The following is a 16949-nucleotide window of genomic DNA, read 5'->3' as shown; positions in this document are numbered from 1 at the left end:
GAAATAAATGTCAACGTTTTCCTCCGATTTATAAAAGCGCCCCTTCATAGATAAGCTTCTCATAGCCATCCAGAGTAACCGTGATATGCTCTTCGAAGTGATCGAGAGCCTGGGGCACTTGGGAAACATAGACGATGCTGGGATTGATTATCTTAACCATTTCCCAGGGCATTTCAGAGACTCCCTCGAGAATTACCCCATCTACAACCCTAAGTATGGGAATAAAACTTTCGTCCAGAGTGTGGGTAAGAAGAATTTCACCGCCATTTTTCCGAAGCGCCAGGGCGGCATCCTCTAGAGTCCGAGCCTTCACAATCCTACCGGTACAACGACCTCCAAATCCATTAAGTCCTCGACCGAGTATATTGCCGATTACATGAACCCGAATACTGTTGGTCATAAGGGGTGAATTAAGAGGAATACCCGCAACAACCACAACCTTATCAGCTTTTTTTGCAAAACCTTCTTTAATGGCTGCGCTTATAGCCTTTTGTATCATGGATTCGGAATCTGATTCCTGTTCTACCTTGACTGGAACCACGCCCCAATGGAGTAGAAGCCGCCGCTGTACCGTCTCGCTTGGAGTAGCGGCGATAATTTTGCGTCTTGGACGATGCCGACTAATAAGTTTGGCCGTATTCCCCCGTAGGGTCGGTACTACCAGAGCAACCGCCCCAATACGATCCGCAATCTGCGCAGACGCATCGGCGATGGCATCCGCGATATCTTCGTTCGTAGCAATAGTATTACGCCGTTCTTCAAGAGATCGTATATATTCATCAGAAGCTTCCACCGTACGGGCAATCTGATCCATTACAGAAACGGCAGCTTCGGGAAATTGGCCATTAGCGGTTTCTCCTGACAACATAACACAATCGGTACCATCAAGAATTGCATTAGCCACATCTCCTGCTTCAGCACGGGTAGGGCGGGGATTTTTAATCATCGATTCAAGCATCTGGGTAGCGGTAATGACAGGCTTACCAGCATGATTACATAATCTGATGATACGTTTTTGTTCGAGAGGCACCCGTTCGGTAGGAATCTGGACACCTAAATCGCCTCGGGCAACCATAATACCTGCAGAAACCCGTATTATTTCTTCGATATTTTCAAGACCCTCTTCATCTTCAATCTTTGCAATGACAGGTATATCCGAATTAAGGGTTGCTAAATATTTGTGAATGGTCGTTACATCAGCGGCTTTCCGAACAAAAGATGCGGCAATAAAATCCATCCCCTGTTCAACCCCAAATGAAATGTCCGCCTTATCTTGCTCTGACAGGGCAGGTAATCGGGTTCGCACACCGATAACATTCACATTTTTTCGGCTTCCGAGGACTCCCCCATTAGTAACCCTACAACGGATACTGGGACCATCCACCTGAACAACATCGAGGGAAAAAAGGCCGTCAGCAATCAATATTCGGGCGCCTGGCTTAACATCCTGGGCAAGATCAGCATAGGAAACTGTAAGCCGGTCCGGTGTTGTAAAAAGACCTTGATCTCCATAGCGGTTCTTTGCCTCAACTTCAGCAATCACCTCGATAAACTGCCCGTTCTGAAGTGTTATGGTTCCCCCATCTTGTATCTGACCGGTTCGAATTTCGGGACCCTTCGTATCCAAAATAAGCGCTATTGGAACCCCTTCCAAACGAGCTGCTTCACGAACCATATGGATCCCTTCCCCATGATACTCGTGATCCCCATGGGAAAAGTTAAACCGAGCCATATTCATGCCTCGGCGTATCAGAGAACGGATCATATCCACACTGCGAACTGCCGGTCCCATGGTACAGATAATTCTGGTGTTTCGTTCAAATGCCATTACTCTCCTACCTTTCCTTGAGCACCTCATTAAGGTGTTACCTAAAGAGGACCTCTACATATCTAACCGCGTTTTTAGAGGCACCTTAAAATGAATCAACCCAGTCCTATAGTAAGGACTGCTTGTCAAAAATATTAAACCGGTTTAATATTGTAAGATGTACACCTACAAATACCGAGGAAGCTTATATAGCCTCCAAAACATAGGTTACAATCCTATATATTACATTTTACACATAAAGCATGTCGTAAAATTGTAAATCTTTCAAGAGGCGTAATTATGTCATACTCCGTAAGAATGAGTAAAGCCGTACCGGAAACAACCTCCATCTATCAGATCTTTATAAGAAACTATACCCCAGAGGGCACCTTTGCCGCGGCTACAAAAAAATTATCAGAAGTGAAACAACTGGGCTTTTCTTGGGTCTACCTCACACCGATTCATCCTATTGGAAGGGTTAACCGCAAGGGCAGCAAGGGAAGTCCCTATGCTATTGCGGATTACCGAAAAGTGGATAGCGAACTGGGGACCCTGGAAGATCTGAAACAGTTTATAACCGAAGCACAGCGGTTTAACCTCAAAGTAATGATAGATGTGGTCTACAACCATACATCACCCGATTCACGACTCGCACAGGAACATCCCGAATGGTTCCTTACAGGACCGTCGGGGAAACCTGGAAGAAAATGCAATGACTGGTCCGATGTCATCGATCTGGATTATCTTTCAGAAAGCTCACGCCCACAGCTGTGGGATGAACTCATTGAAACCCTCGTATACTGGCGGGAATTGGGTATTGAAGGTTTTCGTTGTGATGTGGCATCCCTCGTACCCCGGGAATTCTGGATAGAAGCTCGCAGTCGAGTCAACCTCTGGGACCCCGCCATCGGCGATGAAAAGCGCCCCACCCTGTGGCTTGCTGAGAGTGTACACCCTTCATTTTTACTGTACCTACGGGACAGAGGTTTTCCAGCTTGGTCGGAGGCGGAACTACACGATGCCTTTGACCTCACCTATGACTACGATGGCTGGCAACGGCTTGAGCAGGTATGGGCCGGAAAGCGCCCTCTGAGCTATTATTTAGATTACCTTGAGGTCCAGCGGGCTTTATACCCTGCATGGGCAGGGAAAATACGATATCTGGAAAACCATGACCAGCGCCGTGCTGCATATCGCTTTGGTAAAGGGAAACGGCTTGAAGCATGGACTGCTTTTTATCAACTTCTACCGGGCTGTACCTTTGCATATATGGGCCAAGAATATGCTATTGATGAATATCCAACCCTATTTGAAAAAAATCCTGTTCCCTGGGAACAGGGAGACAGGTTGTTTAAAGCATTCTTTACCACATTATTCTCAATAACCCAGACAATCAAAGCCCAGGCTCCACGATTCTCCTATAAAGAACTTGCTGAAGGGGTGGTACTCATTGAGCGATCGGGGGAGAAGGTCCGCTATCAGGCCCTCTGCAACCTGGATGACCGAAGCGGGTTTATAGAATTGGACACCACTTTAGAGGGTACTAATATGCTCACCGGCGAGGCTATTTCACTTTCAGGACGGGTAGAACTCCCCAAAGGGGTGCTTATCCTAAAAGTCTAATATATTGATGGATGCCCTCCGGCTATTCCTTGAACCGGAGGGTTACAGTAGTCCCCTGGTGGGATGTAATGTGCACATTTCCCTGTAATTGTTCTACAAGAAGCCGCACTAGAGTCATACCAAAACCATCGTGAGGCGCTTGCTCCTTTTGTGAAGACTTACCGGTTTTTACAGAAGCTAAAGGCAAACCACATCCATTATCAGCCACAACCAGAACATAAAAATCCCCGTCTCTGTGCAGATCGATAGTAATGGATCCGTCATTTCTTTCTCTAAAGGCGTATTTTATGGCATTGGTGACCAGTTCGTTTATCAATATGCCCAAATACTGAAGTGTCTTAAAATTCATCTCCACATTAGCAATAGAGAAGTTTGGGGTAATTCGTTTGACCTCACGAGTATTATCTAAAATATCCTGGACAAGGGCAGGAATGTACTCATTTGCTTTCGCAAAGCCTACCAGATCACCAGTATACAGCTGTTCATAGAGGAGCATCATACTCTGAACCCGCCCAGCCGCAGAGGAAAGGGCATCCCGGTCGACCGGATCCTGTATGGCATCAGCCTGAAGTGTTAAAAGGCTCACTATCATGGCCATATTATTTTTAATTCGATGGTGCACTTCTTTAAGAATAAGACTTTTTTCTTCCAATAGGGCCTTAATTTTTGCTTCTGCAGCTTTTCTTGCTGTAATATCGGTCACCCTGCCACCAAAGAGGTACCCCTTGGAACTCGGTATGAGAAAGCCTACATTTTCTACAGCGATCCGTCGCCCACTTCGGGAAACCATTATGGTTTCTTTGGGCTGATTCAGAAAAGCACCTTCTCCTGATATAAGGGCGTTCTGAATGGTTTGACGCAATGAATGTAATACCTCAGCAGATTTTTTTTCAGGAACCATACATTCAAACTGAAGATCCCACAAATACTGTCCACTAGCTTCCGTTTCACTAATACCCGTAAGATTTTCATAGGTATGGTTCCAGTCGGTTACTCTGCCTTCCGTATCGGTTATTAAAAGCCCATCGGTAGAATGGGAAAACACAAGCCGGAACTTTTCTTCACTATCCCGAAGGGCTTGAGCAGTATAGTATTGTTCTGAAATATCTTCTATAATGCCTACCCCGCCAGCAAACCTCTTATCATTGGTTAATTTAGCAGTAAATAACCCACGTACCGGAATAACCTTTTCTGAAGTAACCGCTCTATAAAGTCCTTCATAAAAACCGGTGTCACCATCCAGTGCGGCTTTCACAGCCTGTACCAATTTTTTATCCGGCAGAGTAAGCATACAAAGCCCGATCAGCTTTTCTTTGGAAGAACCAATAATATCAATAAACCTAGTATTACAGGTCTGAATAATTCCCTGATCATTGAAGGAAAGTAATCCCAGTGGGGCATTCTCGAAAATCAGACGATATTCTTCTTCATTGCTCATATTAAAAGTATATAACGGCCCGCAAGGGGTCGTACAGAGATACATGAGAAATAGCAGCATAGCAAGGCAAGACATCAGCTCGGGGCGCTGCGGCGATCGATTCCCGGTTTTGGTGGCAGGATGCCGCCAGGTAACGGTGCAGTTTTGCCAGAGGCAAAACTGAAAAAAAGGCTGGACAGGACGTCCAGCCTTTTTTAAGCCAAGACCGGGAATCGAACCCGGGACCTACGCATTACGAGTGCGTTGCTCTGCCGACTGAGCCATCTTGGCGATGGGGCAAATCTAACTGAAAGCGGAAAAAAGGTCAAGATTTTCGCTGGCTTATATATTAGGAGACTTAAAGAGGCTTCTACAACAAATAGCTTGTTACAAGTAGCCTTTAGGTTCAGACCTTTTTTCTGCGGGAATTCACAAAACGCTGGAAATCGTTAATATTTTTAACGATTATTCGATCTGCATAGATCTCAACTCGACGCTGGTTTACAAAGTGATTAATAATATCTTTTGCCTGATCCCCCGACATCCCAGCCCAGTGAGCAATGTCATCCACTGTGGTTTTAAATTCCCGTCGTTCCGTAGTTCGATCTATGGCAGGCTGGGTTTCATCGAGCATGAGGAATACATCTGCAATTTTTGCCTGGGGATCTTCCAGAGTAAGAATCATAAATCGTCGTTTCTGGTCATAAATTCTTTTTGTAAAGAGTTTTAACAGCTTCAGAGCAATTTGGGGATTGCCCATCATAAGCACTTCGAAATTTGCTCGGTTAAACTCCAAGACCTTTACATCATCAAGGGCTAGAGCAGTAGCGGATCGGGGTGAATCTTCAAGAATCGCCATTTCACCAAACATTTCAGAAGGGTGAAGTATATCCAGGGTCTTTTCAATATCCCCAATTATTTTAACCAGTTGAACCCGTCCAGATTGAATTAAATAAAAGGCGTCTCCCGGTTCAAACTCAGAAAAAATGATTTCTCCCTTTTGAAAACTGCGGGCAAACCGGCTGAATGATCCTAAATCCATGGACACTTATGCCTCCAATGCCTTCAAAGCCTTTTTGGCCTTAAGATGAACCGTATCATCCTCATCTTCATTCATCGAAAGTATCTTTTTATAGAATGTTGCAGCCCTATCCTTATCGCCCTTCTTTTCATAACATTGAGCCATAAAGTACAGGGCATTCCCCAAATCAGGGTGCTTCGGATAGGTGGTGATCATGGTTGTAAAATGTTTAAGACATTCATCAAATTTACCCATGAGAAACAAACAACGGCCAATTTCATAAACACTTTTCGCCACATATTCCGGGTCCTGATTGGCTTCGACAATTTTCTTAAAACCGGCAAAGGCCTGGGGATATTTATCCTGGGAAAAAAGACTCACCGCATCGTAGTATGCCTTTGCCACTACCGAAAGTTCTTCTGAGGACTGCTTTGCCCCTGTATCACCCATGGCGGCATTCATGGAAGTTGAGCCGATACCAGTTGAACCAATTACACCCGCACCGGCTGAGCCAGAGAGAAAGGGCCGATCAGGGATAGGAGCTGGCCCCTTGCCATCACCATAACGAACTAACGAAGTTTCAGCAATTTCCAAGTTCTTCGCAGCCTGGGGAGCCATTTTACCTGCTGGATAATAGGTAAGGTACCGGCTAAAAACATATTTAGCTTGAGCATATTGTCTATTTTTTAAATAATACTCACCGACCATATAAAGACCAATTTCAGGACTCTGTTGTTCTTCCTTTTCCATCAGGTTAGAAACCTGTTTATGAATCCGGCGAAGCTGGTTAGAAAATACCTTAAGCATTTTCATCACAATACGAATGTTAGTGGTAGCCAGCTGTTCAAATTCAGGGACCGTAAAGGCAATAACCGCCGCATCCTGCAGAACAAGGGCTGTCTCTTCCCGGGGATACCGGCCCATAGCAGATTTTACACCAAAAAATTCGCCGGGCTGAACTGGATCATGATTATCCTGCCCCGTTTCTATATCTTGATAGTTAAGACTAATTTTACCGGACTGCAAAATAAAAATTTTGTCTGCCACATCACCCTGGAAGTAAATAACTGATCCTGCACGATACTGTAACGCTTTCGGCATTCCGATTCCTTCCTAATTATGAGGGGTCAAAGGGTAGATAATCCAGAACCTTTGCGAATCCCACTTTTTTCCTAACCTCTATATAGAGAGCTGCTGGATTTCCTACAACGAACATTTCTCGTCCAGCTACCATTATAGTGGAATATCCCACAGGCAGGCTATCCCCGAGCAACGGTAAGAAACGCATTTCTCCATAGAGGGGCTTCCCTTCCATGACAAGAAGTTCAATATCCTGCATAGACATATGAGCAAGATTTTCAAAAGGATCATCCAACAATGCTTTTACCACAAGAATATCTGCCAATTTTCCCGTTTCAAGAGTACCAAGCCGATCAGCCATTCTAAAGGCCTTAGCAGGATTTATCGTAACCATAGAGAACACTGTTTTTGCATCCAGTTCCTCACCATACATGTCTTGATACACTTTTCGAGCAAAACGGATTTCTTCCAATAAATTGATGGACCCCGTATGGGTAGAATCGGTCCCAATGCCAATATTAATACCCGCCTGGAGCATTTTGCGAATCTTACAGGTTACATTAAACATAAAGGTGTTCGAGGCAGGACACCATGAAATACTTGCCCCAGCCTTTGCGACCTTTACAATATCGGCATCACTAAAACCGATACAGTGAATGAAAAGACAATAGTCATCCAGACAGCCGAGACGTTCCAGAACCCCTACCCCATCCTGTGATTCAGGATCAAAGCCCTCTTCGAGATGGGTTATAAAGGGCCAGTTATTCCGGCGAGCCCGTGTATGCTCAATTTCTATGCCCTCACCCCATTTGAGATCAAAGGAGGAACATTCATGGGCCAGAGTATATTCCTTAAACGCCCGGATTGGCAGTTTAGGCAACAAATCATTATTTAGTTCATGAGGAAAATGATCGTTTACTGTGGTAACACCAGAAAATAGATTCTTATAAGCACTCAGAAAATAAAGATTCTCTACAGAAAGATTGGATCGTTCAGAATAGGTTGATGAAGATTTTAGGTCATTGTCCCAGGGGAGCCAGTTGAGGTAATAGGATCCCTCTTTTGGGCCAACCCGGGGAAGATAATTACCCCGTAAATGATCATGTATATTGATGAGTGCAGGATACACATAGGAAGCCTGCCCCAAATCTATGATCAATTTGGTTTTATTACTCTGATCAACCAGTTTTCCTCTAGATACCGCCAAAGAAGTGGCACCGGTATGAGCACTCGTTGCTATAATTCTACCATTATGTAATGAATAGCTATCCACTCTGGGACCATCCTTACGTTATATTCTAAGTGTGACCAAAACTCTCGTCAATAAAGGCAATCTCTAACAACTCTGTTGTAAAAGATTCCTTACAGCATCGGTTCTTTATCTATTTTCGGCAAAAAAAAGGATTTTTATGATGCATAAACCCCTAAAATTTGCTCTTACTAGGCCTTTAACTTAAAGTCTCGTATTACTATACTAGCACAGTATGGTAAAATCTCCAAATTTCATTGTCGATTTACATAGTCATTCCACCTGTTCTGACGGAATTCTGAGTCCAGAAGCCCTTATCAATATGGCAGCAGATATGGGTCTTCGGGCCCTTGCCCTCACAGACCACGATACTATCGCAGGCCTGGCATCTGCAAAATGTCAGGCTATAAAACGAAATCTGCTCTTTATTCCAGGAGTGGAATTGGAAATTGCATGGGAACCGGGAGAATTTCATCTGCTGGGTTTAGGTATACAACAACCGACTGATGAGTTTCAGACTGCATTGGAAGAATTGGCCCAGCTCCGGGAAAAACGCAACCGGGAAATTATTAATCGTATGAATGAGATGGGTATAGAAGCCGATTATGAAGAAATTAAAAAACTTTCAGAAGGAACCATCATAGGCCGCCCCCATATCGCCACGTTTTTAGTAAACCGAAAAATTGTGAAAAATAAACAATCAGCCTTTGATATGTATTTAGGTAAAGGCCGGCCATTTTATGCACCGAAGGGAGCTTTAGAATTGAAAAGAGCAATCCGGCTTATCACTGAATCAGGAGGTATCCCCATCCTGGCCCATCCTCTTTCACTTTATGTTTCCTGGGGGAAATTGCCCGAGCTTATCGAACATTTTCATGAACAGGGAATTGTAGGACTGGAAGCCTGGCATCCCCTTGCACGGGTTGCAGAATGTGAACGGCTCGAAGCAATCGGGAAAGGTCTTAAAATGGTGATAACCGCTGGAAGTGATTATCATGGAAATAGTTACCAAGATCGTCGCCTGGGTTATACAGCTGGGAACAGACCAATCGATGGATCCTACCTGCGGGGTATTCCCGATACAGAAGACTGGCTTGCCAGGGAAAGTACATCATAGGGGTCTTCTCCGGCACAACGAAAACTCAGAGCCTCTGCTACATCATCAGCATGGATATCGCTTCGTCCTTCCAGATCGGCAATAGTTCGGGCTACCTTTAGAACACCCTGAAGAGCCCGATTTGAAAGGCCCCGATGGGCAATTTCGGATTCGAGGATCTGGGCAGTATCTAGGGACAACCTGCAGAACTTTTCTACCAGACTTGGACTCATCCTAGCATTCCTGCGGCAGGATAAACCCTGAAAACGTTCCCGTTGAATTGCAACCGCCCTCAGAACCCGCAGTGCAACGCTTGTACTATTGTTTTTACTGACCTGCGGCAACGAAGCGGTCAGCTCACCTACCCAATTCTGGGGTGCAGGAAGCACTGGCACACGGAGCTCGATACGATCAAGCAGAGCCGATCCTAATCGCTGCCAGTGACGATGTATTTCGTCGTCGGAACAAAAACAGAGGGAGCCACCATCGCCTGTTATTTGGCCTAGCCGTCCACAGGGACAGGGATTAGCCGCCAAAACCAATTGAAATTCAGCGGGTAACTGTACTGACCCTTCTGCCCTTGCTATGGTAATTACCCCATCTTCCAGGGGTTCCCGAAGAGCCTTTAAAATTGACAAACGGAATTCGGGGGCTTCATCCATAAAGAGTACCCCAAAATGGGCAAGACTTATTTCGCCGGGCCGCACTGTTTTGCCACCACCGAGAAGCCCCTCAAGACTGGCTCCATGATGGGGACTTCTGAAAGGCGGAGCAAGATTTGCTCCACCCTGCAAGAAACCGGCTTCAAATCTGCCCGCCAGGCTGTAGAGCCGGCGGATTTCAAGGGCTTCCTGGGGAAGCAGGGGCGGCATAATCGAAGGGATCCGCCGGGCTAGCAGAGTCTTTCCGCCCCCTGGGGGACCGAATACCAGCAGGTTATGGCCTCCGGCGGCGGCGATTTCCAGGGCCCGTTTGTAACGGTCCTGGCCATACACATCGGCAAAGTCTCCCACCGTTCCGACGGAGGTAGTGGTTGGTGTATCCGCTGAGGAGCTCTTTTTGGGTGCAATAGGAGCCGGTACTGCACTTAAGTCGAGAAAGGTACCGCATTGGTACCAATGCTTCAGGGCCTGTATTGCCTCACCGAGGCTTGCGACCGCCGCACTGCAATCCGGAGCCAGAACCTCCGCTTCGGCCTGGTTTTCCAGGGGCACAATAAAGCCCTTTAGTCCATGGGCAAGGCCCGCGGCGGTCGCCGCTACCACCCCCCGCACAGGCCGCAAATTGCCGGACAACTCTAGCTCCCCCAGTACCATAAGGCCCTCTGGGGGTGGGATATGCCCCGCAGCGGCAAGAATGGCAATGGCAATCGGTAAATCCAATTCGGGGCCATCTTTACGGATACCCGCCGGAGCAAGATTGACAAGAATTCTATCCTGGGGAAAACTGAATCCACCATTCCGGATTGCCGCCCGGACCCGTTCCCGGGCTTCCCGGACAGCCCCGTCAGCAAGGCCGGAAATATCAATGCCGGGTATACCCCGGCGAATATCTGCTTCGACCCGGATAATGATTCCTTCGAGCCCGAAGGGTGCATAGGCATGGACATACATACCAGGGGTACTAAAAACTTCGTTACTTTTGCTTGAAACCGCCTCGATTTTAATCAATTTTTAACATATTCTTTACAGTATATTCATGGATTTCTGATAGATTGCACGTCCTGCAGAGGAGGTATCATGAATATTAGGGCCCATTTTGAAGAAGAAAAGCGTTTGGTCAGAGAGGACATCCTTTCGATGGGAGTCCGGGTAGAAGAGGACCTACGCAAAGCCATAGTAGCATTTAAAAATAAGGACATGCAACTGGCAAAGGCTGTGCGGGATGATGATGAGATTATCAATCATCTGCAGGAAGCTATCGAAGACCGCTGTGCCCGTATCATCGCAACCCAACAGCCGGTGGCTCAGGATATGCGCTGGCTCATTACTTCTATAAAGATTGCAGACCAGTTGGAACGGATTGGAGACCATGCGGTGCACCTGGCTAAGGCGGCTATCAAACTGGAAAAGGAGCCCTACATCAAACCCTTGGATTACCTTGAACGGATGGCAAGCAATGGGGCAAACATGATTCAGGGGGCTGTCAGCGCTCTTATGGCTTTGGATGCGGAAAAGGCCCGGTCTGTGGCGACCATGGATGATGCGATCGATCGGGATCATAAAGCTCTGGTTCAGGATATTCTGGATTATGTACAAAAAAATCCTGATAAGGCACCACAGGGCACAAAGATTATCCAGACATCAGGGTTCCTTGAACGGCTGGGAGACCATGTAACCAATATCTGCGAAATGATTGTCTATTGTGTAGAAGGCCGCCGGGTAGAGTTAAACGAATAACAACAGATGTATTAATACGGGGGAAGATGTGGCAAAGGCAACTATCATGGTCGTGGAAGACGATCAGGATATCCGGGAACTTATCAGTTATAATCTGGGCAAAGAGGGATACACAGTAGTATCGGCCGAATCAGGGGAACAGGCTGTAAAACTCATCGAAACAGCAAATCCAGACCTGATTGTCCTGGACATCATGCTTCCTGGTATAGATGGTATTGAGGTACTGAGAAGTCTCAAGCAGGGGAAACGCCATAACACCATACCGGTCATAATGGCTACTGCAAAGAGTGAAGATTCAGATATTATTACCGGGCTTGAACTGGGAGCAGACGACTATATTGCCAAGCCTTTTAGTCCAAAAGTCCTTATAGCCCGCATTCGCTCCCTTCTTCGTAGAACCCAGTCTCGAGCAAACGAAACGAGGGCTTTAGATGAACTGGTCCATATTGGCCCCCTCACTTTGGATGCGGGCCGGCATGAGGTTACACTGGAGGGAAAACAGATAGAACTTTCAGCCACCGAATTCGCAATTCTTGAATTTATGATGCGAAACCCAGGTTGGGTGTTCTCCCGGAATCAGATTATCGATGCAGTAAGGGGGAAGGACTATCCAGTTACAGAGCGATCGGTAGATGTACAGATTTTAGGACTGAGAAAAAAACTAGGTTCTGCAGGAAATATGATAGAAACCGTGAGGGGTGTGGGTTACCGGTTCCAGGATATGGCTGAGTCCCGATGACGAAACATAAAAGTCTGTTTCAGTTACTCTTTCCTCCTGTACTGGCATTGATCCTCTTGAGTCAGATGGGGCTGGCTTTTGTTATTTCCTGGGCAGTACGAATCTATGCCCTTAAAGAAACCAGACAGGAATTATCGGATACCCTGCAGTTATTGGAAAATATACTCCGTCTACAGCCCACATTGATGAATGACCAGGCCCTTAAAGCTCTTTTTTCAAATCAGCGATACCGTATTACCATCATAGCTCCCGATGGAACTGTTGTGGCCGAATCAAAGGCAGACCGGGAATCCCTGGATAACCACTATAATCGGCCTGAAGTTTTACAAGCCCGCATAACAGGAGAAGGGACCTCAGTACGCTTTTCTCAATCTGTAAATATGGAAATGGTCTACCTGGCCCGGGCAATCAGGACTTCTGAGAATGCAGAGCTGTACCTGCGCGGTGCCATGCCCCTCCTTATTTTGCAAGATTTTTTTAAAAGTTTTTATATTCAACTCGGCATCAGTATTATTATTATAAGCAGTATTGGGCTTATTTTTGTTGTGATGGTGGTAAACCGTATTCGCCAACCCATTAGTAGTTTAGTTGATACAGCCCAAGCCTATGGCCGGGGGAATCTGCAAAAAAGAACTCTGGTAACAATCCCACAGGAACTGGCCATACTAAGCGAAACCTTAACGAGTATGGCTATCCAATTACAGCATCAGATTGATGAAAGTCTAGGCAAACAGAAAGAATTGGAAGCAATTCTTTCTGGCATGACCGAGGGGGTCATATTTCTCAACCAGAGTTTCGTAATAACACAATTAAATAAAAGCGCCCAGAGAATCTTTAGCCTTCCAGACAGGGATTATTGCCTTGGGAAATCCCTTCTCCAGATTGTCCGAAGTACAGAACTACGGGACCTGGCAGAACGGGTATTCCGAACAGGGACCAAAGAAGAAACCATTATTCAACCACTCACAACCCCATCACAAACCTTACAAGTCTATGGGGCTCCTGTCCCAGACCAGCAGGGCTGTATCCTGGTGTTGCACGATATAAGCCGTCTCATGAAGCTCGAACAGGTTCGACGGGACTTTGTGGCTAACGTTTCTCATGAATTAAAAACGCCCATTACCGCGATAAAGGGCTATATCGAAGCCCTGCAAGACGGTGCTTTGGAAGAACAGGAACGGGCCCGCCGATTTTTAGAGATTGCATCGGCCCATACCAACCGTCTTGAACTGATTGTTGAGGACCTCCTCTCTTTAGCCCGTCTGGAAGCACAGGAAGGGCAAAATCTGGAAAAACAACCGGCAAACCTCTTTGAACTTTTAGACCAGACTCGACAGGCCTGCCAATATTTAGCGGAAGAAAAACAGATTCAGGTGCTACTGGAAGGTCCACAGGATCTGATCTGCCCGGTAAATAGCGCCATCTTAGAACAGGCATTCATCAACCTGTTGGATAATGCATTAAAATATTCCGAACCCGGCACCGAGGTACGGATAAAATTGTCCCAGGAGGGCGAGTTTGCCCGAGTTGATGTAATTGACCAGGGCCGGGGTATACCTGCCCGGGATTTGGACCGGATTTTTGAGCGGTTCTATCGGGTGGATAAGGGACGCAGCCGGGCTGCTGGAGGGACGGGTCTTGGGCTTTCTATTGTAAAACACGTGGTCTCCCTCCATAACGGACAGGTTCAGGTAGAAAGCCGGGAAGGGGTTGGCTCCACCTTTACAGTGCTGCTCCCCCTCTAGTTTCGCGCCCCTCTACATTGCGTCTTGTGCCTTTGGCGCTCCGCAGGGTAAACAAGGGTATTATAATCCAAAACCTCTTGGGAATAGGGGTTTTTCTTTTCCCTGTATAAAGTTATCCAGTGGAAGCTGTTCTACTGAGGATAGCCAGTCACAGGGCAGCCGCCCCGTGCTGGGAACTTTACCGGTAAGCACATCAGCGACTCCTGCGCCTTCCGTGCCGGGGATCCATGCTGCTTGGAATAATCCGGATCTACCTGATCTATACCACCCCAGTCGGACACCACAAAGCCGGTAAAGCCCCAGGTTTTCTTGAGAAGATCTGTAATCAGCTCCCGGTGGGCATGCATCTTAATACCGTTGAGGCTGGAAAAGGAAACCATGATGGTACGGACCCCAGCTTTAATTGCTTGCTGATAGGGAGGAAACAACACATCCTGAAGGTATGTTGCATCAGCCTGGGTATCTCCCTGATCAATTTTGTAGGTATCCGTTTTTGATGAACCCCATCGGGGCTCTCCATCACCCAGGAAGTGTTTTGCCGTTGCGATGGGGCGCAGGGGAACCGGTAAGACTGCGGACTGGAACCCTTCGATATATGCCTGGCCAATACGGCGCACCAGATCACTATCCCCAGCTGCACCTAAACCGATGTTATGGGGAAACATGGTGGTATTCTGAAGATTATTGTGCCCATGAACTGCATCAATCCCATAAAGAAGCGGGATTTGCAGACGGGTAGCCCTGGCTTCTTCCTGGTACTGGGCAATCATGGCATTCCAGGCTACTATCGTATTTTGCGTGAGAGCACCACCTCCGCCGCTTAATACACTGCCTAACTTATAACGGCTGATATCACCAGATCTCAGACTCCCCTTCTCTATCTGGGTCATCTGCCCCAATTTTTCTTCCAGGGTCATTCGGGAAAGCAGATCTTCTACTCTTTTTTCTACAGCCAGTGCAGTCTTTTTATAGGGAGCATTGGCAGGGACAGGGCTCTCTGAACGGGACGGACCGGTGCAAGACAGAAGTATCATTATTACAATCCCTGCACAAAAAAGAATGGCGCATTTCTTGATTTTTTTCACATAATCCTTTAGATGGGATATTGTCTGCTGCCTGAAAAGGATTGTCAAGGAAAAACTTTTTATAGACCAGAAATCTCGTTTCATGTATGATAGGGAACTATGAACAAAACCCATTCTATACATCCGGAATTGATGGCAGACATGGTGCGTCAGGGAGCCGATGTTGAACGAACTCTTAAAATACTTTCCCTTTTGGACACGGCAGTAGATGCAAACACTGAAGGCTCTGCAGCATCTTCTTCGGTTACCCTTCCTCTGGAAGGGGACCCCAGAATTATGGATTTACAGAACCTTACAATACTCCGGGTACCTCGGAGGGATTTAGAGGAATTTTTTAGCCGATTTCATCTCCCTGTGCGGTTACTTGAACAGATAGAGACCCACAGGAACGAATACCAGCTTACCAGAAAACTCCTGTACAAAATCGGAATCTTCCTATACCCCTATACGGCCTACGGGGTTTTGAATGGGGGATCAGCCACTACCTATGGGGACAGTAAAAAGAACCAAGCCCTCTCACCCTCAGCATATGAGCTCCTTCGAGAGGATTTTTTTAGCCAGGCAGAACAGTGTAAAAATAATCCCAAGGGCATCACCAGCGCCTATTTCGAAGCCGATGGAACCGCAGGCCCTTCCTTTCTGCTCCTCAAAATGAGGTCCCTTCTTATCCATGCCCTGGAATATCGGCTTCTCTCCGGGGATTATTCAAAACCGATCCTGCCCTTTTTTCAGATGACCAGCGACAGTACCGATGAAAAACTCTACGAAGCCTATGAACAATACCGTGAGGCCCCCCTCCTTGCAGAGCTCATTCAAGAAACCCATGTGGATCCCACCAAAGCCTTAAGTGCAAAACAAGGTCTCATCGGGGCTCTTACCCATTCAAGTGAAGGACTGCCTCGGCGCATCTTTGACAGGGCCTATGGCATACCGAATCGGGGGCTTGCTCTTCCAGGGGGACATGGAGAGAATTTTCGGATCCTAGCACCAATTTATCGTCAGCTTCATGAACAGGGCATCCGCTTTGTGTATCTCGGCAATGTGGATAACTCAGGATATACCATTGATCCCATAGAACTTGCCTATTTTGCCCTGAAACACCACTGTGAAGGCTCGGAAGCAGCCTTTGAGTTTGCCTGGCGAACCCCAGTTGATGTAAAAGGAGGTATCCTAGTACAGGACGCCACAGGGAACTTTACCGTAGGTGAAATCGGCCAACGGATCAGTAGTGACCAGGTTCAGACAGAGGAAACTAAGGGAGCCCATGTTCTTTTTAACTGTGCCACAGGACTCTTCAGTCTCGATTATCTTCTTGACAATCTCGATTCTATTCCGGATAAGCTTCCCATACGAGTTTCCGACCAGGACAAGGAAGCTGGGAAATATGCCCAGGCAGAACAAACCACCTGGGAAATATTAGGTCTTATGAAAAAACCCCAGATAATGGCGGTAAAGAAAAACAAACGTTTTATTGCGGCCAAAATGCTCCTGGAAACCTTTCTCGCGAGCCCCCGGGGCATTATTCTTGACCAGGCAGACAACGTGGATGCACCAATTAAAGAAACGAGCAGGCTTTTGCGGAGCGGACTTCAGAAACTTTTAGTTGAAGAATACGGTTTTAAACAAGAGTATGGGCACTACAAGCCCCGGGGGCTCGCAGAGCTACGAGATTTTATTCAGTTTTAACG

Annotated in this window: 14 protein-coding genes and 1 tRNA gene; 6 read left to right on the top strand and 9 right to left on the bottom strand. The window is 46.7% G+C overall.

What is annotated here, in order from left to right; genetic code table 11:
* Positions 1-28: 28 nt before the first annotated feature.
* Positions 29-1828 carry a pyruvate kinase gene (gene pyk, locus SPICA_RS03925; RefSeq protein WP_013968241.1) on the bottom strand — a complete coding sequence of 600 codons (1800 nt, stop codon included), beginning with the start codon at positions 1826-1828 and terminating at the stop codon, positions 29-31.
* Between the two features lie 297 nt (positions 1829-2125).
* On the opposite strand from pyk, the gene SPICA_RS03920 reads away from it, so the two are divergent.
* Entirely contained in the window at positions 2126-3430 is a 1305-nt protein-coding gene (locus tag SPICA_RS03920; protein ID WP_041396134.1) for an alpha-amylase family glycosyl hydrolase, read from the top strand.
* Between the two features lie 22 nt (positions 3431-3452).
* Here SPICA_RS03920 and SPICA_RS03915 read toward each other — a convergent pair whose 3' ends face one another.
* The 5 genes from SPICA_RS03915 to SPICA_RS03890 form a co-directional block, all read right to left on the bottom strand.
* The gene (locus tag SPICA_RS03915) at positions 3453-4868 is read right to left on the bottom strand and encodes a PAS domain S-box protein (RefSeq protein WP_013968239.1); all 1416 of its coding nucleotides are present in this window, start codon (positions 4866-4868) and stop codon (positions 3453-3455) included.
* Between the two features lie 197 nt (positions 4869-5065).
* Positions 5066-5138 (bottom strand) — tRNA-Thr (locus SPICA_RS03905).
* A gap of 115 nt (positions 5139-5253) precedes the next feature.
* Positions 5254-5895, bottom strand: a complete 642-nt coding sequence (locus SPICA_RS03900) for a Crp/Fnr family transcriptional regulator (protein WP_083819861.1) — start codon at positions 5893-5895, stop codon at positions 5254-5256.
* Positions 5896-6969: a cyclic nucleotide-binding domain-containing protein gene (locus SPICA_RS03895; protein WP_013968237.1), complete on the bottom strand. Its 1074-nt coding sequence runs from the start codon at positions 6967-6969 to the stop codon at positions 5896-5898.
* Between the two features lie 16 nt (positions 6970-6985).
* Complete coding sequence (locus SPICA_RS03890) at positions 6986-8221, bottom strand: amidohydrolase family protein (RefSeq protein ID WP_013968236.1); 1236 nt, start codon at positions 8219-8221, stop codon at positions 6986-6988.
* A gap of 211 nt (positions 8222-8432) precedes the next feature.
* Between SPICA_RS03890 and SPICA_RS03885 the strand changes: the two genes are divergently transcribed.
* Positions 8433-9314, top strand: a complete 882-nt coding sequence (locus SPICA_RS03885) for a PHP domain-containing protein (RefSeq protein ID WP_013968235.1) — start codon at positions 8433-8435, stop codon at positions 9312-9314.
* Here SPICA_RS03885 and SPICA_RS03880 read toward each other — a convergent pair.
* Positions 9257-10906 carry a YifB family Mg chelatase-like AAA ATPase gene (locus SPICA_RS03880; RefSeq protein WP_013968234.1) on the bottom strand — a complete coding sequence of 550 codons (1650 nt, stop codon included), beginning with the start codon at positions 10904-10906 and terminating at the stop codon, positions 9257-9259. The two genes, SPICA_RS03885 and SPICA_RS03880, sit on opposite strands and share 58 nt — an antisense overlap.
* 126 nt (positions 10907-11032) lie before the next feature.
* Here SPICA_RS03880 and phoU point away from each other — a divergent pair, with 126 nt between their 5' ends.
* Genes phoU through SPICA_RS03865 form a run of 3 tightly spaced genes read left to right on the top strand, consistent with a single transcriptional unit; the run spans position 11033 to position 14176 of the window.
* Positions 11033-11692: a phosphate signaling complex protein PhoU gene (phoU, locus tag SPICA_RS03875; RefSeq protein WP_013968233.1), complete on the top strand. Its 660-nt coding sequence runs from the start codon at positions 11033-11035 to the stop codon at positions 11690-11692.
* 28 nt (positions 11693-11720) lie between these two features.
* Positions 11721-12431: a response regulator gene (locus SPICA_RS03870; protein WP_013968232.1), complete on the top strand. Its 711-nt coding sequence runs from the start codon at positions 11721-11723 to the stop codon at positions 12429-12431.
* A complete protein-coding gene (locus tag SPICA_RS03865; protein WP_013968231.1) occupies positions 12428-14176 on the top strand; it encodes a sensor histidine kinase in 1749 nt (582 codons plus the stop codon). The genes SPICA_RS03870 and SPICA_RS03865 overlap by 4 nt, the downstream gene beginning before the upstream one ends.
* A gap of 60 nt (positions 14177-14236) precedes the next feature.
* Here the strand turns inward: SPICA_RS03865 and SPICA_RS15870 are convergent, their stop codons facing one another.
* Positions 14237-14368 (bottom strand): hypothetical protein, encoded by a 132-nt coding sequence (locus SPICA_RS15870; RefSeq protein ID WP_417935144.1) that lies wholly within the window; start codon positions 14366-14368, stop codon positions 14237-14239.
* Complete coding sequence (locus SPICA_RS03860; protein ID WP_169311856.1) at positions 14308-15210, bottom strand: glycoside hydrolase family 3 protein; 903 nt, start codon at positions 15208-15210, stop codon at positions 14308-14310. The genes SPICA_RS15870 and SPICA_RS03860 overlap by 61 nt, the downstream gene beginning before the upstream one ends.
* 150 nt (positions 15211-15360) lie before the next feature.
* Between SPICA_RS03860 and SPICA_RS03855 the strand changes: the two genes are divergently transcribed.
* On the top strand, positions 15361-16947 hold the full coding sequence (locus SPICA_RS03855) for a UTP--glucose-1-phosphate uridylyltransferase (protein WP_013968229.1): 1587 nt from the start codon (positions 15361-15363) through the stop codon (positions 16945-16947).
* The last annotated feature ends 2 nt before the right edge of the window (positions 16948-16949 follow it).

Origin of the sequence: Gracilinema caldarium DSM 7334 (genome assembly GCF_000219725.1) — a bacterium.
In the GTDB taxonomy this organism is placed as follows: Bacteria; Spirochaetota; Spirochaetia; order Treponematales; family Breznakiellaceae; genus Gracilinema; species Gracilinema caldarium.
This window is presented reverse-complemented; position numbering and strand designations above follow the sequence as displayed.